This window comes from Paucibacter sediminis, from assembly GCF_030254645.1.
Taxonomy (GTDB): Bacteria; Pseudomonadota; Gammaproteobacteria; order Burkholderiales; family Burkholderiaceae_C; genus Paucibacter_B; species Paucibacter_B sediminis.
In genome coordinates this window covers 1,214,224-1,230,857 of the sequence record NZ_CP116346.1, presented here as the reverse complement: position 1 = coordinate 1,230,857, position 16,634 = coordinate 1,214,224, and the positions used below count along the sequence as shown (strand labels likewise).

Genomic DNA, 16,634 nt, shown 5'->3' with positions numbered 1-16,634 from the left:
GAGCGCCTCAGGCCGCGCGCAGGCAATCCACGATCTTCATGCGCGAGGCGCGCCAGGCCGGCACGAAGCCGCCCAGCAGGCCCATGAAGAGGGCGAAGGCCAGGGTCTGCCAGACGATGCGGCCGGTGAGCTTGAACTGGAAGGCCAGCTCGGCAAAGCTCTGGAAGTTGGTGGTCGAGATGTTCACCGCCTGCATGCTGGTGGCCGCCAGCAGGCCCAGCAGCCCGCCCACCAGGGCCAGCAGCAGGGCCTCGCACAGAAAGGCCAGCAGCACCGCGCCGCGCCGGAAGCCCAGGGCGCGCAAGGTGCCGATCTCGCCGGTGCGCTGGGCCACCGCGGCGAACATGGTGATCATGGCGCCGACGATGGCGCCGATCGAGAAGATCACCGAGAGCGAGGTGCCGAGGATGCTGATGAAGGTGGCCAGGGCCTCGCTCTGCTCGGCATAGAACTGGATCTCGGGCTTGGCCTCCACCGTCAGGCGCGGGTCGGCCGCGATGGCTTTCGTCACCGCCTCGAACTGGCTGCCATCGGTGAGGCGGAACACGATGCTGGAGAAGGCGTTGCGGCGGAAGGCCTGCAGCATCTGTTCGGCGTCGCCCCAGATCTCGGAGTCGAAGCCGGTGCGGCCGCTGTCGAACACGCCCACCACGGTCCAGTCGCGGCCGGCAAAGCGCAGCGTCTCGCCCAGCGCCGCGCCCTGGAAGCCCTCGGCCACCGCGCGGCCGGTGACGATCTCCGAGCTGCCGGGCCTGAACATACGGCCCTGCACCAGCTGCACCTGGGGGCGCAGCTCCAGCCCGGTGGCCGAGGTGCCGCGCACCGTCACATTACTGGGCTTGCCGCTGCCGCGCTTGGGCAGGTTGTTCAGCACCACCGGCTCCTTGCTCAGCAGGACCTGACCCCGGGCACCGGTGGCGATGCCCGGCAGGCTCTCGAGGATGGCGGCCTGGCCACGGTCGACGCCGCTGTTGATCTCGGCGCCGGCGCCCTTGCGCAGCGCCATCACGTTGTCGGGCTGGCCGGTGGCCACCAGGGTCTGGCGTATGCCCTCGCTCATCATCAGCACGGTGGCGAACACATAGACCACCAGCGCCATGCCGCCGGCGGTGAGCAGGGTGGTGACGCGCCGCACCCAGAGGTTGCGGGCGATGTAGGCGAGCGGCAGCAGCTTCATATCACGCCACCTGGCGCAGGCCCGCCACGATGCTGATGCGGCTCATCTTCCAGGCCGGCCAGGCCGCAGCCACCGCGCCCACCAGCAGGGCCGCGAGCAGCTGCAGCGCCATGGTCAGCTCGGAGACCTGGAACACCGGGAACAGCGTGCCCACCGCGGCGCGGAAGGCGGCGGCCAGCGGCAGGGTCAGCAGCAGGCCGGACACGCCGCCCACCAGGGCGATCAGCAGGCTCTCGCCGAACAGCAGCCGCGCCACGAAGCCGGGCCCGAAGCCCAGCGCCTTGAGGGTGGCGTACTCGGCCAGGCGCTCGCGCGCCGTCATCGTCATGGTGTTGGCCATCACCGCCATGATGATGACGATGATGATGAGGCTGACCGCCTGCACCGCCACCAGGATGGCCTCGCTCATCGAGACGAAGCTGAGCTGGAAGGCCGATTCGGTCTCGGTGAGGGTCTCGGCCAGCGAGTTCTTGAACAGCGCGTCGACGCGCTGCGAGATGGGCGCGGCGTTGTGCGGCTCGTTGATGCCGATGATGTAGACGCCCACCTGGTCGGCACGGCCGGGGTAGCGCTTGCGCAGGGTCTCGTTGATGAGGCCCCAGTGGAACAGCAGCTGGCTCTCGTCGGTCTTGGCCTCGGCGCCGTCCCAGATGCCGCGCAGCGTGAAGCTCCAGGTGCCCGGGTAGATGGTGCCGCGCAGGGGGATCTGGTCGCCGATCTTCCAGCCGAACTTGTTGGCCAGCTTGCGGCCCACCACGCAGCCCTGGCGGTCGCGGATGAAGGCCAGGCGCTCCTCGTCCTTGAGGCGGTACTCGGGGTAGAGCGCCAGATAGCTGGCCGGCTCGACCGCGAACTGCGGGAAGAAGTTGCGCTCGGTGATGTAGACGCCGCCGAACCAGTTGGCCCAGGAGACGCTGGCCACGCCATCCACCGCCTTGAGGCGCTGCGCGTAGTTGAGCGGCAGCGGGAAGGTCAGCGAGATCGCGCTGCGCGACACCAGGCGCGTGCTGCTGCTGCCCTCGACGCCGGCGTACCAGGCGTCGACGATGGTGCGCAGCAGGCCGAAGGCGGATACCGCCACCACCAGGCCCACCAGGGTCAGGAGGGTGCGCAGCTTGTGCCGGAAGGCATTGCGCAGCAGCAGCTTGAGGTAGAAGAGCATCCCGGTCGGCTCAGGGCTCGTGCACCAGCACGCCCTTTTCCAGGTGGATGAGGCGGTGCGCGCGCGCCGCGGCCTTGGGATCGTGGGTCACCATCACGATGGTCTTGCCGAGGCTGCGATTCAGCTCGTCCAGCAGCGACAGCACCTCCTCGCCGGTGTGGCGGTCGAGATCGCCGGTGGGCTCGTCGGCCACGATCATGGCCGGGTCGCTGACCAGCGCGCGCGCGATCGCCACACGCTGCTGCTGGCCGCCCGAGAGCTCGTTGGGGTAATGGTCCATGCGGTCTTCCAGCCGTACCATCGCCAGCGCCGCCTCGGCATGGGCGCGGCGCTGCTTCGCGCCGAGGCCGCAGAGCAGCAGCGGCAGCTCGACGTTCTCCAGCGCGGTGAGCACCGGCATGAGGTTGTAGAACTGGAAGATGAAGCCGACGTTGGCGGCGCGCCAGTCGGCCAGCTGGCCCTCGCCGAGGGTGGCGATGTCGATGCCTCCGATCTCAATGCGGCCGCTGCTGGGCTGGTCGATGCCGGCGATCAGGTTCAGCAGCGTGCTCTTGCCCGAGCCGCTGGGGCCCATCAGGGCCACGAAGTCGCCGCGCTGCACGTCCAACTCGATGTCCAGCAGCACCGGGATCTCCTGGCCGCCGCGCTGGTAGGACTTGCTCAGGTGGCTGATGCGGATGAGGGCCTCGGACATGGTGCGCTTTTCTTTCTCACTTGGCGGCCAGCTTGACCTGGGCGCCGTCCTTGAGCTTGTCGGTGGGCGCAAGCACCAAGCGCTCGCCGGACTTGACCGCGCCGCTCACCTCCAGCACATCGCCCAGCACGCGGCCCTTCTTCACCTCCACCGCTTCCAGCAATTCCTTTTCACCCTCGCGCTTCAGGCGGAACAAATAACTCTTGCCATCGCGCTCCAGCAGGGCCCTGGGGTTGACGGCCAGCACCGGCTGCTGCTCGGCCTCGGTGGGCGCCTGGGACAGAAACGCCACCTTGGCGCTCATCTCGGGCAGGATGCGCGGGTCCAGTTTTCCCTCGAACTGCACCTTGGTGATGACGGTGGCCTTGGCGCGGTCCACCGTGGGCACGATGCCGCCCACGCGGCCGCGGAAGCGCTGGCCGGGCAGGGCGTCGAGCGTGATCTCCACCGGCTGGCCCTTGGCCGCCTTCGACAGGCTGCCCTCGGAGACATCGGCCTCCACCTCCAGCGTGCTCATGTCGGCCATCGTCACCACCGCGCCTTGCGAGCCGGCGGCGTTGGAGAAGGGCGTGATGATGTCGCCCACATTGGCGTTCTTGAGCAGCACGATGCCGTCGAAGGGGGCGCGGATCTCGGTGAAATCGCGGTTCACCTCCTGCACCTTCAGCAGCGCCTGGGCCTGGCCCACGCCGGCCTGAGCTTGCGCCACGCCGGCCTGGGCGCTCGCCTGCGCGGCGCGCGCGGCGTCGAGGCGGCGCTGCGCCGCCGCCATCGCCTGCGCCGACACAAAGCCCTGGGTCTGCAGGCTGCGGCTGCGCTGGTATTCGGCCTCGGCATTGATCAGCTCCACCTCGGCCTGGCGCACGCCGGCCTGACTCTGGCGCTGCGCGGCCTCGGCCAGGCGCACGCCGGCCTGGGCGGTGCCGATGCCGGCCTGCACATCGCTGGCATCCAGGCGCGCGATCAGCTCGCCCTTCTTCAGCAGCGAGCCCTCGCGCACCAGCAGCTCGATCAGGCGGCCGGTGGCCTTGGAGGCCACCGCGGCGCGGCGCTGTGCCACCACATAGCCCGAGGCGGTGAGCTGCAGGTATTGCTGCGAGGGCGTGCTCTGCAGCACCGTGGTGGTCTGCACCTCGGGGCTGCGCGGCGCCAGCGCCAGGCCCGCGGCCACCAGCGCCACGGCGCCCAGCGCGATCCAGCGCCAGGGCAGGCGGCGTTGCTTGGCGCCCGGCGCCTGCCGGTCGATCTTCAGTTGCTTCAGCGGGGTCGTCTCAGCCATGTCGAAGAGCCTAGGTAGTGGCGCCGCGCGATGGTAGCCGGTGTTTTAGGATCGCGGCTTGATCAAGAAAAGACGAGGTGTTGATGTCGCTGCGGCCCTGCGTGCTGGTGCTGTGCCTCTTGCTGGCGGCCGCGCGGTGCTGGGCCGACGAGGCCTTGCCCGCCTGTCCGGCCGGCCTGACGCCCGAGTTGGTGCTGCAGCGCCTGAACGCCCTGCGCGCCGAGCCGCGCCCATGCGGCAGTGTGGAGCGGGCGGCCGCGCCGGCGCTGCGCTGGGACTTGCGGCTGGCGGCCGCGGCCGAGGCCTATGCCGGCGAGCTGGCGCAGCGCGACACCATCAGCCATGTGGGCAGCCAGGGGCGCAGCCTGCGCGAGCGGCTCGGCGCGGCGGGCTATCTGATGAGTTCGGTGGGCGAGAACCTGGCGGCCGGCCCCGAGCAGCTGGACGATGCGCTGCAGATCTGGCTGGCCAGCGCCGCGCATTGCCAGAACCTGATGGCGCCCGAGCTGGTCGATGCGGGCCTGGCCTGCGTGGCCGCGCCGGGGCGCTACCAGCGCTTCTGGGTGCTGTTGCTGGCGCGCAGCCCTAGATCCAGCCCAGATCGATCGCCCTGAGCACCGCCTGGGTGCGGTCGCGCACGCCCATCTTGGAGAAGATCGCCGAGCAGTGGTTCTTGATCACGCCCTCGCTATTGCCCAAGAGGGTGGCGATCTCGGTGTTGGAGCGGCCGCTCGCCACCAGGCGCAGCACCTGCAGCTCCTTGGGGCTCAGCGGGTCGGGTTGCTCGGTGGCGCTGAAGGCGCGTTCCACATGGGTGCTCTGGCGCTCCATGCGCTCGGTGAGGGTGGGGCGCAGCGCGGTGCCGCCGGCGGCCACGTCGCGCAGCGCCTGCAGCAGGGTGTCGGGGCTGATGGCCTTGAGCAGAAAGCCCTTGGCGCCGGCGCGCACCGCTTCGTCGAACACCGCGGCGTCGTCGAAGGTGGTGAGCAGCACCACCGGAATCTTCAGCGCCCGCGCCGCCAGCGCGCGGATCAGGCCAGTGCCGTCCAGGCGCGGCATGCGCATGTCCGACAGGATCACATCGGGCTGCTCCTGCGCGATCAGCTCCAGCGCTTCGGCGCCGTCCGCCGCCTCGCCGATGATGCGGATCTCCTCGTGCAGCGAGAGCAGGCCCTTGAGGCCTTCGCGCACCAGTTGCTGGTCTTCGACCAGCAGCACCTTGATTGCTTCTGTGGACATCTCAGGCCCTCCTTGGACACATCAATTCGATCATGAAACCGGGGCTGTAGCGCAGCACCTGCATGCTGCCGGCCAGCTCGCCCATGCGCTCCTGCATGCCCTTCAGGCCATTGCCCTCGCGCAGCCTGGGGGCACCCTGGCCGTTGTCTTCGATGGTGACGCGCACGCGCTGCGCATCGCCCTCGCCCTGCACGCTGAGGCAGACCTGCACCTGGGTGGCGCGCGCATGGCGCACGCTGTTGGTCACCGCCTCCTGCACGCAGCGTAGCAGGGCATGGGCCGCGCGTGGCGAGAGGTCGCGCGCGGCCTCGTCCAGGCTGAGCGTGATCTGGGTGCTGGCAATGCCCTCGGCGAGGGTGTGCAGCGCCGCGCTGAGGTCGATGCAGGCCGAGTTGCGCTCGCGCGAGACGGCGGCGCGCACATCCTCCAGCAGATGTGCGGCGCCCTCGCGCGCCTTGCCCACGGCCTGGGCGGCGGCGTCGGGGTCGGCGCGGTGCAGCAAGGCCTCGCTGAGCTGCAGATGCAGGTTCAGCGCGGTGAGGTGGTGGCCCATCACGTCGTGCAGCTCGCGCGCCATGCTCATGCGCTCGGCATAGCGCATCTGCTCCAGCTGCAGGCGCTCGCCGCTGTGCTTCTCGGCCAGCATGGCCTGCAGCCAGCGGCGCTTCTCGGCCTCGGCGGCGGCCATGCGGCCCAGTCCGAAGGCCATGCCATGCAGGCCCACCATGGCCATCATCAGGCCCAGGCTGTTGACCCACCAGGGCGTGTCGCTGCGCAGCTGCTCCAGCAACTGGCCGTCGCTGGGCAACCACCAGTAAAGAGCCAGATTGATCGCCACCTGGCTGAGCGCAAACATGAAGGCGGCGCGCACGCGCAGCAGCACCGCCGCCAGCGCGGTGACCAGAAAGGGCAGGCCCGGCGTGACCGCCAGCGCCACCAGGTCCAGCAGCAGGATGCGCGGCAGGGCGTTGGGTGGCGGCTGGTCCATGCTGTTCTCGCGCGCCAGGCGCCAGAACTGGTAGGCGAACAGGCACACCAGGGTGAAGCTGGCCAGCACGATGAGCGGATCGCCGGGCTCGCCACCGAAGCGCCGGTAGAGATTGGCGAGCACACCGTCATAGGCCTCGGTCTTGCGGCCCAGCAGGGCCCCGACGGTGGCGAACAGCTCCAGCAGGCAGACCGCCAGCGCGGCAATGCGCAGCACGAAGGCGGGCTGCGCAATGCGGGCAAGCAGACGGTCCAAGGCGTGGAGGGGGTTCACAGACGAAGGCGCGAATCTGCCATGGCGCGCAGCTTAGTGGATGTGCGCTTCGTCATGTTTCCCTTCAGACGGGTGGCGCCGCGATGGCCTCGGCAATCACGCCGCCGCCCAGGCAGACCTCGCCGTCGTACAGCACCGCGCTCTGGCCCGGCGTGACGGCCCATTGCGGTTGCGCGAAGTCGAGCCGGAAGCGGCCCGGCGCGGGGCTCTCGGGCGTGAAGGCGCAGGCCGCGTCGGCCTGGCGGTAGCGCGTCTTGGCGCCGAAGCCGCCGTAGCCGGGCGGCGTGCCGGTCCAGGAGATGTCGTCGGCGATCAGGCTGTGGCTCAGCAGCCAGGGATGCTCATGCCCTTGCACCACATAGAGGGTGTTGCTCTGCATATCCTTGCGCGCAACGAACCAGGGTGCGTGCTCGCCACCCCCGCGCGGGGCCCCTTTTTCCTTCACGCCGCCAATGCCCAGGCCCTGGCGCTGGCCCAGGGTGTAGAAGGACAGGCCCACATGCTCGCCCAGCTTGCGGCCGCGCTCGTCCTTGATGGGGCCGGGCTGGTGCGCCAGATAGCGATTCAGGAATTCGCGGAAGGGCCGCTCGCCGATGAAGCAGATGCCGGTCGAATCCTTCTTCTTGGCATTGGGCAGGCCGATCTCCTCGGCGATGCGGCGCACCTCGGTCTTGGCCAGTTCGCCCACCGGGAACAGCGTCTTGGCCAGCTGCGCCTGGTTGAGGCGGTGCAGGAAGTAGCTCTGGTCCTTCAGCGGGTCCAGGCCTTTCAGCAACTGAACCTGCCCATTGAGCTCACGGACTCTGGCGTAGTGGCCCGTGGCAATCTTCTCGGCGCCCAGGCGCATGGCGTGGTCGAGAAAGGCCTTGAACTTGATCTCGGCATTGCACAGCACATCGGGGTTGGGCGTGCGGCCGGCCTGGTACTCGCGCAGAAAGGCGGCGAACACGCGGTCCTTGTAGTCGGCCGCGAAGTTCACATGCTCGATCTCGATGCCGATCACATCGGCCACCGCGGCGGCGTCGACGAAGTCGATGTTCGACGAGCAGTATTCGCTGTCGTCATCGTCTTCCCAGTTCTTCATGAAGATGCCCACCACCTCGTGGCCGGCCTTCTTCAGCAGATAGGCGGTGACGGCGGAATCCACGCCGCCGGACAGGCCGACGACGATGCGTTGCTTCTCGGAATTCATGGGGCCGGATTGTCCCGCATAGGCCGGCGGCTGGCTTGCCGAGGGGTTTGCCTACTCGGCCGGGTGTTGGCGCAGATAGGCCTGCAGCGCCGCCTGGCGTATCGCCTCCAGCTCGCCACTGGCCTGCAGCCGCTGCAGCACGGCCGTCAGCCGCGGCGCGAGCTCGGCCTGGCGGGCGCCCAGGTAGTGATAGAGAAGATGCTCTTCCAGCGGCTGCTCCAGACGCTTGAGCTTGCCCAGCCGCCGCAGCGGCGGGGCCTGCGCGGGTTCGGTGCAGAGCGCCACATCGGCGATGCCGGCGGCCAGCAGCTTGAAGAGTTCGTTCACCGAGCCTGCCTCGACGCGCCGCGCGCCGGCCGGCAGCATCTGCTCAATGCGCAGCACGCCGCGCTGGTAGGCGACCCGCAGGCCCTGCAGCTGCGCCCAGTCATGCGGCTGCACGCGCTTGGCGTCGTAGGTGTAGACGCGCACGGCCGAGGTGTTGATGGGCGGGGCGATGCGCTGCAGGTCCGGATGCGCGGCGGCAAATTCGTAGACGCGATGCAGATTGCCGTCGAGCTCGCCGGCCAGCATGGCTTGCAGCGCGCGCCGGTTCGGCAGCGCGACAAACTCCAGCGGCTGGCCCAGCTCGGCATAGGCGCGGCTCAGCACGGCCTCGCTGACGGCGGTGAGCGGATCGGAGTCGCGGTCCCAGCTGCCGATCCGCAATGGCGCGGGCTGGGCCAGAGCAGCGCTGCTGCACAGCAGAACCGTCAGGCAGGTGAGGAGGCGCAGTAGCAGCATTCGCATCGGTTGGGCTCGAATGGGGCGTGAGTGTCGCAGGCTTGCTTGCCGGGCGTGTCAAGCCTTGCGCAGCGGCTCGTACAGCGAACCATCCACATGGACGGCGTCCAGCGGCAGGCGGCGGCCCGCCAGATGGTCCTCCACGCAGCGCAGCACCAGCGGGCTGCGATGGCGCGCAGCGGTGGCGCGCAGCTCCTCCAGCGTCATCCAGAGGGTGCGCAGGATGCCGCGGTCCAGCGTGCGGCCCGGGATCGGCTCGCCCACGCGGCCGGTGTAGGCCAGGCGCAGATAAGTCACGTCCTCATGCCGGGCGGGCCGCTGGAAGCGCGCCATGTAGAGGCCCAGCAAGGCCTCGGGCTCGAAGGCGCGCGCCGTCTCTTCCAGCGCCTCGCGCACCACCGCCTCCAGCGGCGACTCGCCCGGGTCCAGGTGGCCGGCCGGGTTGTTGAACATCAAACCTTCCGGCGTTTGCTCTTCCACCAGCAGGAAACGGCCCCTATCCTCAATCACCGCCGCGACAGTGACGCTGGGCTTCCATCTTTCGTTGTTCATGAACTGTCTCTTTCGCGCTTGTACGGGTGTCGAATGACATCCCTATTGTGTAAGCTCGCCGCAAGCTACCCATATCAAGTCATTCCCAGGCCGCAAGGCGAGGAGGATTCATGCAGATAGGTGTCCCGCGCGAGAGCGCGGCCGGAGAGACCCGTGTGGCGCTCACGCCCGAGACGGCCAAGAAGCTGAAAAGCCAGGGTCATGTCTTGCGTGTGGAGAGCGGCGCCGGCGTGGCGGCCAGCATCACCGACGAGGCCTATGCGGCCGCGGGTGCCGAGATCACCGACCGCGCCGGGGCGCTGGGCGCCGAGCTGGTGCTGAAGGTGAAGAGCCCGAATGCCGAGGAGCTGGCGCTGATGAAGCCCGGCAGCGCCCTGGTGGGCATGCTGAATCCCTTCGACAAGCCCGGCCTGCAGGCGCTGGCCACGGCCGGCCTGACCAGCTTCGCGCTGGAAGCCGCGCCGCGCACCACGCGGGCGCAAAGCATGGACGTGCTGTCCAGCCAGGCCAATATCGCCGGCTACAAGGCGGTGATGATCGCGGCGGACCGCTACCAGCGCTTCTTCCCCATGCTGATGACGGCCGCGGGCACCGTGAAGGCGGCGCGCGTGGTGGTGCTGGGCGTGGGCGTGGCGGGGCTGCAGGCGATTGCCACCGCCAAGCGCCTGGGCGCGGTGATCGAGGCCTCGGACGTGCGCCCTTCGGTGAAGGAGCAGGTCGAGTCGCTGGGCGGCAAGTTCATCGACGTGCCCTACGAGACCGCCGAGGAGAAGGAGGCGGCCGAGGGCGTGGGCGGTTATGCCAAGCCGATGCCGCCGAGCTGGCTGGCGCGCCAGCAGGCCGAGGTGGCCAAGCGCGTGGCCCAGGCCGATGTGGTGATCACCACCGCCCTGATCCCGGGCCGTGCCGCCCCGGTGCTGGTGAGCGAGGAGATGGTCAGGAGCATGAAGCCGGGTTCGGTGATCGTGGACCTGGCGGCCGGCAAGGGCCCCGAGGGGCGCGGCGGCAACTGCCCGCTCACCGAGACCGACCAGACGGTGGTCAAGCATGGCGTGACCCTGGTGGGCGAGACCAATCTGGCGGCGCTGGTCGCGGCCGATGCCTCGGCCCTCTATGCCCGCAATGTGCTGGACTTCCTGAAGCTCGTGATCAGCAAGGAAGGCGCCTTCCAGGTGCCGGCCGATGACGACATCGTCGTCGCCTGCCTGATGACGCAAGACGGACAAGTGAAGAGGACCTGAGCCGCGATGGACACCGTATCCCCCACCCTGATCAATCTGATCATCTTCGTGCTGGCGATCTACGTCGGCTACCACGTGGTCTGGAATGTCACGCCGGCGCTGCACACGCCGCTGATGGCGGTCACCAACGCGATCTCGGCCATCGTCATCGTCGGCGCCATGCTGGCGGCGGCGCTGACCGAGACCGACCTCGGCAAGTTCATGGGCACGCTGGCGGTGGCGCTGGCGGCCGTGAACGTGTTCGGCGGCTTCCTGGTGACGCGTCGCATGCTGGAGATGTTCCGCAAGAAGGACAAGAAGCCGTCGAGCGGGGAGGCCGCGAAATGAGCTTGAACCTCGTCACCTTCCTCTACCTGGTTGCCAGCATCTGCTTCATCCAGGCGCTCAAGGGCCTCTCGCACCCCACCACCTCGATCAAGGGCAATCTGTTCGGCATGGTGGGCATGGCGATCGCCGCCGTCACCACCGGCGCGCTGATCGTCAAGCTGGCGGGCGGCAATGCCTTCGGCCTGAGCTATGTGCTGGCGGGCCTGGTGATCGGCGGCGGCGCCGGCGCCTATATGGCCAACAAGGTGGAGATGACCAAGATGCCCGAGCTGGTGGCCTTCATGCACAGCATGATCGGCCTGGCGGCGGTGTTCATCGCGGTGGCCGCGGTGGCCGAGCCCTATGCCTTCGGCATCACCGCCAAGGGCATGGCCATTCCCGTGGGCAACCGCATCGAGCTGTTCCTGGGCGCGGCCATCGGTGCCATCACCTTCAGCGGTTCGGTGATCGCCTTCGGCAAGCTCAGCGGCAAGTACAAGTTCCGCCTCTTCCAGGGCGCGCCGGTGAGCTTTGCCGGCCAGCACATGCTGAACCTGGCGCTGGGCGTCACCACCCTGGGTCTGGGTGCCTATTTCGCCTGGAGCGAGAGCTGGGGCGCCTTCATGATCGTGCTGGCGCTGGCCTTCGTGCTGGGCGTGTTGATCATCATCCCGATCGGCGGCGCCGACATGCCGGTGGTGGTGTCGATGCTCAACAGCTACTCGGGCTGGGCGGCGGCCGGCATCGGCTTCTCGCTCAACAACTCGATGCTGATCATTGCCGGCTCCCTGGTGGGCAGCTCGGGCGCCATCCTCTCGTACATCATGTGCAAGGCGATGAACCGCTCGTTCTTCAACGTTATCCTGGGCGGCTTTGGTGGCGACGCCACGGCCGCGGCGGCAGGCGGTGCCGCGCAGCGCAACGTCAAGAGCGGCAGCGCCGACGATGCCGCCTTCATCATGGGCAATGCCGAGAGCGTCATCATCGTGCCGGGCTATGGCCTGGCGGTGGCGCGCGCCCAGCATGCGGTGAAGGAGCTGGCGGCCAAGCTCACCGAGAAGGGCGTCATCGTCAAGTACGCCATCCATCCGGTGGCGGGCCGCATGCCCGGCCACATGAACGTCCTGCTGGCCGAGGCCGAGGTGCCTTATGACCAGGTGTTCGAGATGGAGGACATCAATGGCGAGTTCGGCCAGGCCGATGTCGCCATCATCCTGGGCGCCAACGACGTGGTGAACCCCGCCGCGCATGTGAAGGGCAGCGCCATCTACGGCATGCCCATCCTGGAGGCCTACAAGGCCAAGACCATCATCGTCAACAAGCGCTCGATGGCGGCTGGCTATGCGGGCCTGGACAACGAGCTGTTCTACATGGACAAGACCATGATGGTGTTCGGTGACGCCAAGAAGGTGGTCGAAGACATGCTGAAGGCCGTGGAGTAGCGATGGAGGCTGGCGCCTGGGAGCCGGAGGCCGCACGCGCCGCCGCCCCAGCGCGCCGGCTGGATGGCTGGGCGCTGCTGGCGCTGGCCATTCTGCTGCCGGCCCTGCTGATGCTGGGCCTGCATGCGCTCTCGCAGCGCTACAACACCGCGCTGCCGCCCGAGGTGCTGCGCCTCAGCGAGGCCTGGCAGTTCTCCGACGACAGCGAGCTGCTGCCCGCGCGCCAGCCCGAGCATGCGCGCCGCGTCTTGCTGCCGTTTGCACAGTCGCAAGTGCGCGGCGCGACCCTGGGCGCGAACTGGCTGCTGCTGGACTTCGAGCTCGGCCAGCCGGCGCAGACGCCCTTTCTGCTGAGCCTGCAGCACCGCCCCAGCGTCACCGTCTACCTGGACGGCGAGTTGCTCGCCTATTCCAGCGTGGGCGACGAGGTCGAGATCGGGCAGCGCGGCCTGATGCTGGGCAGCCGCAACCTGCTCGTGAACGTGCCGCCCTCGATGCTGGTGGCCGGGCAGCACCGGCTGGCCCTGCGCCTGTTTGCGCCCGGCTTCGAGGGCAGCAGCCTCTCGCCGGTGCTGCTGGGGCCGGCCGAGGCGGTGCGCAGCCTGCAGGAAAGCCGGCGCGCCTGGCAGGGCGCGCGCCTGGTCACCGCGCTCTGCGGCCTCATCATCGGCCTGTTCCTGCTGCTGGTCTGGCTGGCGCTGCGCCAGGAGTGGCTGAACGGCGTGACCGGCATCTACTGCCTGCTGGCGGCCCTGCTGCTGCTGCCCTATCTGGTGGGCCAGCCGCTGCTGCCGGCGCCCTGGTGGCGCATGCTGCTGGACGCCGCCGACGTGGTCTCCAAGGCGCTGATGCTGTTCCTGGTGGCCAAGCTGCTGGGCTGGCCGACGCGCTGGCCGCAGCGCCTGGCGCTGGCCTATGCCCTGCTGGGCCTGCCGCTGGACCTCTGGGCCGCCCATGCGGGCCTGGCCTGGACCGACTTCCAGCACCCCTGGCCCTGGTGGGCGCTGGGCAGCCGCAGCCTGGTGCTGCTGGTGGCCTGGGCGCTGGCGCTGCGGGCCGCCTGGCGCAGCGGCCGCGCGGTGCTGGGCATGGGCGCGGCGGTGGTGGGCCTGTCGGTGCTGGCCTGGATGTATGTGAGCTATTTCGCCCTGGTGGAGCGCGAGCGCTTCAGCGTGGTTGACGTGAACGTGGTGGGCTATGCCTGCCTCATCATGATGGCCGGCTTTGCGCTGCAGCGCCGCTTCGTGCATTCCCTGCGCGCCCAGACCCAGGCGCGCGCCGAGCTGGAGGCGGCGCTGGCCCAGCGCAGCGCCGAGCTGGAGGCGCGTTACCGCGAGCTGCAGCACAGCGAGCAGCTGCGCAGCGCGGCCGAGGAGCGCGAGCGCCTGCTGCAGGAGATGCACGACGGCCTGGGCTCGCAGCTGCTGATGGCCAAGCTGGGCGCCGAACAGGGCATGGACCGCGAGACCCTCAGCCGCCTGCTCGACGATTGCGTGGACGAGATGCGCCTCACCGTCGACGCCCTCGCCATCAACGATGGCGATCTGAGCCTGCTGCTGGCCAACTTCCGCCATCGCATGGGCAAGCGCCTGGGGGCCGCGGGCCTGGAACTGGACTGGCAGCTGGGCGACACGCCTTCGCTGCCGCGCCTGATGGGCACGCATGGCCGCGATCTGGTGCGCATCGTGCAGGAGGCGCTCAGCAATGTGCTGCACCATGCCCAGGCCACGCGCGTGCGCTTTCGCACCCGGCTGAACGAGGATGGCAGCGCGGTGCTGCTCAGCATCAACGACAACGGCCGCGGCCTGCCCGAGACGCCGTGCGCCGGCCAGGGCCTGCGCAATATGCGCAAGCGCGCACAGCGCATCGGCGCCGAGATCGCCTGGCGGCCGGGCGAGGAGGGCGGCTGCGAGATCTGCCTGCTGATTCCGGTTGCGCCGCTTGAGCGTGCGCTCTAAAGAGCGCTATCGAATCCCCTGATGCTGGGGGCGCCACCCATGGCCGAGAATGCGCCCACCGTACTGGAGACAAAAGATGGAGAAAATCTGGCTGAAGCATTATTCCGAGGGCGTGCCCGCGGAGATCAACACCGGGCTTTATCCGTCCTTGGTCGACCTGATGGACGCGGCGTTCAAGAAGTACCCGCAGCGCCCCGCCTACAAGATCATGGGCCGCAGCATCAGCTTTGCGCAGATCGACGAGATGTCGCGCGCCCTGGCCGCCTATCTGCAGAGTCTGGGCCTGGACAAGGGTGACCGCGTCGCCCTCATGATGCCCAACATCCCGCAATATCCGGTGGCGGTGGCGGCGGTGCTGCGCGCCGGCTATGTGGTGGTGAACGTGAACCCGCTCTACACGCCGCGCGAGCTGGAGCACCAGCTCAAGGACGCCGGTGCCAAGGCCATCGTCATCATCGAGAACTTTGCCGCCACCCTGCAGCAGGTCATCAACCAGGTGCCCACCAAGCATGTGGTGCTGGCTTCGATGGGCGATCTGCTGGGCTTCCCCAAGGGCCTGATCGTCAACTACGTGGTGCGCAAGGTGAAGAAGCTGGTGCCGGCCTTCGAGCTGCCGACGGCGGTGCGCTTCAACGACGCGCTGAGCCGTGGCCGCGGCATGGCCTACAAGGCACCGAATGTGCAGCCGGGCGACATCGCCGTGTTGCAGTACACCGGCGGCACCACCGGCGTCAGCAAGGGCGCGGTGCTGCTGCACCGCAATCTGGTGGCCAATGTGATGCAGGCCGAGGCCTGGTACCAGCCGGCGCTCAAGAAGATCCCGGCCGGCGAGCAGATGGTGAGCATCTGCGCGCTGCCGCTGTATCACATCTTCGGTTTCACCACCAACATGATGCTGTCCATGCATATGGGCGGCTGCAATGTGCTGATCCCCAATCCGCGCGACCTGCCGGCGGTGTTCAAGGAGCTGGCCCAGCATCGTTTCCACAGCCTGCCGGCGGTGAACACGCTGTTCATGGCGATGGCCAACCATGCCGACTTCAACAGCGTGGACTGGAGCCATCTGGCGATCTCGGTGGGCGGCGGCATGGCGGTGCAGCAGGCCACCGCCAAGCTCTGGCTGGACAAGACCGGCTGCCCCATCGTGGAGGGCTACGGGCTGTCGGAGACCTCGCCGGTGGCCACCTGCAACCCCACCGACAGCACCGCCTACAGCGGCACCATCGGCATGCCGATGTCGAGCACCGAGCTCAAGCTGCTGGATGACGACGGCCAGGAGGTCGGCCCCGGCCAGGCCGGCGAGATCGCCATCAAGGGCCCGCAGGTGATGGCCGGCTACTGGCAGCGCCCCGACGAAACCGCCAAGGTGATGACGCCCGACGGCTTCTTCCGCACCGGCGACATCGGCACGGTGGACGAGCGCGGCTACTTCAAGATCGTGGACCGCAAGAAGGACATGATTCTGGTGAGCGGCTTCAACGTCTATCCGAACGAGATCGAGGACGTGCTGACCCAGATGGAGGGCGTGCTGGAATGCGCCGCCGTGGGCATCCCGGACGAGAAGGCCGGCGAGGCCGTCAAGGTCGTGATCGTGAAGAAGAACCCGGCCATCAGCGAGGCCGATGTGCGCGCCTATTGCGAGGCCAACCTGACCGGCTACAAGCGCCCCAAGATCGTCGAGTTCCGCACCGAACTGCCCAAGACTCCGGTGGGCAAGATCCTGCGGCGTGAACTACGCGACAAAAAGTAGCATCGCGAGCGGCCACCGACGCACAGCCTCGGCGTAAGCTGAGCCACTGGAGGGATTGCGGTGCTGGACCTGAACTATCAGAAGACCGAAGCCGGACGCGCGGAAATCAAGAGCCGCGCCCTGGCCCTCTCGCGCGTGGCCCGCAATCTGCTGCTGGTGCTGGATGCCTCCAAGACCGCGCGCCAGTGGCTGGCGCTGGTGCAGGGTGCCACCGAGGCCGATTTCGAACTGCTGCTGCAGCACGCGCTGGTGGCGGCGCCCTTCGGGGCCACGGCGGCCATTCCTGCTTCCGCTGCTGCTGCTGCCGCCGCTGCGCCCGCCGCGTCGCCCGTGCTGGCGCTGGACGGCAGCGAGCTGCCGCAGCTGGGCTACGAGGAGCTGTATGCCTACCTGACCCGCCATGCCAAGCAATACCTCGGCCTGATGAAGGGTTACCGGGTGGTGCTGGACGTGGAGCGCTGCGGCAATCTGCACGAGCTGCAGATGCTGGCGCAACGCTTTGTCGAACAGGTGCGCGAGGCCCAGGGCGAAGACCTGGCCCGGCAGGTGCGGCGCGCCATGGGGATGAGCACCTAAACTGCGGGCTCAGGAGTTGAGC

16 protein-coding genes are annotated in these 16,634 nt (G+C 68.6%); 7 read left to right on the top strand and 9 right to left on the bottom strand.

Features of this window, described 5'->3' with window-relative positions; all coding sequences use genetic code 11:
• Nucleotides 1-7 precede the first annotated feature (7 nt).
• From PFX98_RS05590 to PFX98_RS05575, 4 genes are read right to left on the bottom strand one after another with little or no spacing between them, the layout of a single operon-like run.
• Nucleotides 8-1,177, bottom strand: coding sequence for an ABC transporter permease (locus PFX98_RS05590; RefSeq protein ID WP_285234183.1), 1,170 nt, complete (start codon nucleotides 1,175-1,177; stop codon nucleotides 8-10).
• 1 nt (nucleotide 1,178) lies between these two features.
• Nucleotides 1,179-2,339, bottom strand: coding sequence for an ABC transporter permease (locus PFX98_RS05585; RefSeq protein WP_285234182.1), 1,161 nt, complete (start codon nucleotides 2,337-2,339; stop codon nucleotides 1,179-1,181).
• A 10-nt stretch (nucleotides 2,340-2,349) separates the two neighbouring features.
• A complete protein-coding gene (locus PFX98_RS05580) occupies nucleotides 2,350-3,033 on the bottom strand; it encodes an ABC transporter ATP-binding protein (protein WP_285234181.1) in 684 nt (227 codons plus the stop codon).
• Between the two features lie 16 nt (nucleotides 3,034-3,049).
• Nucleotides 3,050-4,312 (bottom strand): efflux RND transporter periplasmic adaptor subunit, encoded by a 1,263-nt coding sequence (locus PFX98_RS05575; RefSeq protein WP_285234180.1) that lies wholly within the window; start codon nucleotides 4,310-4,312, stop codon nucleotides 3,050-3,052.
• 83 nt (nucleotides 4,313-4,395) lie between these two features.
• Between PFX98_RS05575 and PFX98_RS05570 the strand changes: the two genes are divergently transcribed.
• Entirely contained in the window at nucleotides 4,396-4,926 is a 531-nt protein-coding gene (locus tag PFX98_RS05570; protein ID WP_285234179.1) for a CAP domain-containing protein, read from the top strand.
• Here PFX98_RS05570 and PFX98_RS05565 read toward each other — a convergent pair.
• From PFX98_RS05565 to PFX98_RS05545, 5 genes are all read right to left on the bottom strand, one after another.
• A complete protein-coding gene (locus PFX98_RS05565; RefSeq protein WP_285234178.1) occupies nucleotides 4,898-5,551 on the bottom strand; it encodes a response regulator in 654 nt (217 codons plus the stop codon). The genes PFX98_RS05570 and PFX98_RS05565 overlap by 29 nt on opposite strands.
• A 1-nt stretch (nucleotide 5,552) precedes the next feature.
• Nucleotides 5,553-6,794, bottom strand: a complete 1,242-nt coding sequence (locus tag PFX98_RS05560; protein ID WP_285234177.1) for a sensor histidine kinase — start codon at nucleotides 6,792-6,794, stop codon at nucleotides 5,553-5,555.
• Nucleotides 6,795-6,876: 82 nt separating this feature from the next.
• A complete protein-coding gene (mnmA, locus tag PFX98_RS05555; RefSeq protein ID WP_285234176.1) occupies nucleotides 6,877-8,004 on the bottom strand; it encodes a tRNA 2-thiouridine(34) synthase MnmA in 1,128 nt (375 codons plus the stop codon).
• A gap of 51 nt (nucleotides 8,005-8,055) precedes the next feature.
• Nucleotides 8,056-8,793, bottom strand: coding sequence for a substrate-binding periplasmic protein (locus tag PFX98_RS05550; RefSeq protein WP_285234175.1), 738 nt, complete (start codon nucleotides 8,791-8,793; stop codon nucleotides 8,056-8,058).
• 51 nt (nucleotides 8,794-8,844) lie between these two features.
• Nucleotides 8,845-9,339, bottom strand: coding sequence for an NUDIX hydrolase (locus PFX98_RS05545; protein ID WP_285234174.1), 495 nt, complete (start codon nucleotides 9,337-9,339; stop codon nucleotides 8,845-8,847).
• 110 nt (nucleotides 9,340-9,449) lie between these two features.
• Here PFX98_RS05545 and PFX98_RS05540 point away from each other — a divergent pair, with 110 nt between their 5' ends.
• From PFX98_RS05540 to PFX98_RS05515, 6 genes are all read left to right on the top strand, one after another.
• Nucleotides 9,450-10,580 (top strand): Re/Si-specific NAD(P)(+) transhydrogenase subunit alpha, encoded by a 1,131-nt coding sequence (locus tag PFX98_RS05540; protein WP_285234173.1) that lies wholly within the window; start codon nucleotides 9,450-9,452, stop codon nucleotides 10,578-10,580.
• 6 nt (nucleotides 10,581-10,586) lie between these two features.
• Nucleotides 10,587-10,907: an NAD(P) transhydrogenase subunit alpha part 2 gene (locus PFX98_RS05535; RefSeq protein ID WP_285234172.1), complete on the top strand. Its 321-nt coding sequence runs from the start codon at nucleotides 10,587-10,589 to the stop codon at nucleotides 10,905-10,907.
• Nucleotides 10,904-12,328, top strand: a complete 1,425-nt coding sequence (locus tag PFX98_RS05530) for an NAD(P)(+) transhydrogenase (Re/Si-specific) subunit beta (protein ID WP_285234171.1) — start codon at nucleotides 10,904-10,906, stop codon at nucleotides 12,326-12,328. The genes PFX98_RS05535 and PFX98_RS05530 overlap by 4 nt, the downstream gene beginning before the upstream one ends.
• A gap of 2 nt (nucleotides 12,329-12,330) precedes the next feature.
• Nucleotides 12,331-14,286 carry a sensor histidine kinase gene (locus tag PFX98_RS05525; RefSeq protein ID WP_285234170.1) on the top strand — a complete coding sequence of 652 codons (1,956 nt, stop codon included), beginning with the start codon at nucleotides 12,331-12,333 and terminating at the stop codon, nucleotides 14,284-14,286.
• A gap of 76 nt (nucleotides 14,287-14,362) precedes the next feature.
• A complete protein-coding gene (locus PFX98_RS05520) occupies nucleotides 14,363-16,036 on the top strand; it encodes a long-chain-fatty-acid--CoA ligase (protein ID WP_285234169.1) in 1,674 nt (557 codons plus the stop codon).
• Nucleotides 16,037-16,096: 60 nt separating this feature from the next.
• Nucleotides 16,097-16,612 carry a hypothetical protein gene (locus PFX98_RS05515; protein ID WP_285234168.1) on the top strand — a complete coding sequence of 172 codons (516 nt, stop codon included), beginning with the start codon at nucleotides 16,097-16,099 and terminating at the stop codon, nucleotides 16,610-16,612.
• The last annotated feature ends 22 nt before the right edge of the window (nucleotides 16,613-16,634 follow it).